Here is a 1,629-nt window from a genome sequence, read left to right on the forward strand (position 1 = left end):
CTCTTCAATTGCAACGCTAAGATGAATTATCCTGAACAAACTGGTCGCAACGCCTTCTGGTCAGGAGTTAGGAGTACCTCCTGAATTGTTTTTCACTATGCATAGACAAAAAGCAGAATTGAAAGGAATATGGGAAGTTTTCGGACCTATTTGAGCAGCTAGCTTTGCTCTTGCTTGAAACCGGTTTGACTAAGATCGATACTTCCCAGAATCATAAACAACCAGTTACATCACAGGGCAGTTTCGGTTCATCCTTCGGATTGCCTATCTGCGTACTCCTGCATCGCTTTTGAAAGAAACTCCGCTAATCCTTCACCATACTTATCTATGTTTGCTCTGAACCGATCATCCATTACGTACATGTTGCCTAGAGAGGCAAAAGACTCAAGAGTATAGTAATGTCCAAAGCTTTCGTTAAAGGCCTTATACATTCTGTCAATTGCTTCCTGGGCAAGGTCTGAATCGGGATCTTCGTCCCGAATCTCTGCAAGTTCTCTGAAAAGCTCATCTAGTATCTTCTCCATATCCTTCCTCTCCCGGTCGCTCTTCGAAGCGATAAAATCGTTACTCTTTTCAACAGTCTCATCACCCCAAAGCTGTTTCGCTTCTTCTTCATAGGGGTTTTAGGAGAAATCGAATCATTTTAACTTTTCTCTCTGACTCATCGAATCTTCTCCTTTCATAGTTTTCAGCGTCCTCTCCAGTGTGTTGAGCATAGCCTCAATTCTCTCCTTCTCCAGTATCAAGTGTTTCTTCTGAAGCTCGAAGGCCCTGGCTCTATCGAACCTCGGATTGCTTGGAAGCTTCTTGATCCTCTCCAAAGAGAAGCCACACTGTTCGAAGAAGAGAATCTGCTGAAGTTTGTCGAGATCTTCTTCTGAATACTCTCTGTATCCATTCTCTGCATTACACTGAGGTCTCAAGAACCCGATTTCGTCATAATATAATGATGAAGCGCCTTACAGAAAGGTCTGAGAGCTCGGCAACCTGTTTTGCGTTCAAGAAACCTCCTCCCATAATCACAAGGATATACTATTACGTTGCGTAACAGTCAAGCAAGTTGATGGTTACGCCGATTCAGGATTCTTTGTACGTCCAGAGTGACTCAAGGGGTTTATTATTACTCTTGTGCTGTACTGATGCAAGTAACTTCACTATGTTGTCACTGAAGGTTTCCAGGTGCTGTAATTGTATGTGAAGACCTGTTTAGAAATCAAAGAGTGTTTGCTGCAGAATATAATCAAAGAGATGGTGTTTTGTCGTGGGATTAGCAATTCTGATCCAAAAGAAAAGCAAACTCTTTCTTTCAATAGACAGTCAGACAAATACTAGTTGATATCTACAAGTATCTTTTGCAGAGGTTTGAACCCTTTAAATGTTTAAACTGCTGAATATACAAGGTTCAAAACTGGGGACCGAGAATAGTCGGGAAAGAGCAGTTGCGTGAGGAGATTGAGAAATGGGCATGAAAAACTCTCTGGCATTAATATCTGCGATTCTGGTTTTCGCTGTCATTATTGGTGCAGAATCGACTTCGGTAACAAGCAACTACGAAGAAGCAAGGGAAGTTGCAAGGCAAGCGTATATTTTCGCTTTTCCTATGCTTGAGAACTACAGAACTATGGTTCT

Annotated in this window: 2 protein-coding genes; both read right to left on the minus strand. The window is 41.9% G+C overall.

All coding sequences use genetic code 11. The features are described 5' to 3' along the window. Positions 1-248: 248 nt before the first annotated feature. Positions 249-557: a TipAS antibiotic-recognition domain-containing protein gene (locus BG32_RS15845; RefSeq protein WP_259459646.1), complete on the minus strand. Its 309-nt coding sequence runs from the start codon at positions 555-557 to the stop codon at positions 249-251. 81 nt (positions 558-638) lie between these two features. Beyond that, positions 639-923, minus strand: a complete 285-nt coding sequence (locus BG32_RS15850; protein ID WP_220660323.1) for a MerR family transcriptional regulator — start codon at positions 921-923, stop codon at positions 639-641. Between the last annotated feature and the right edge of the window lie 706 nt (positions 924-1,629).

The organism is Mesotoga sp. HF07.pep.5.2.highcov, from assembly GCF_003666285.1.
Lineage (GTDB): Bacteria > Thermotogota > Thermotogae > Petrotogales > Kosmotogaceae > Mesotoga > Mesotoga prima.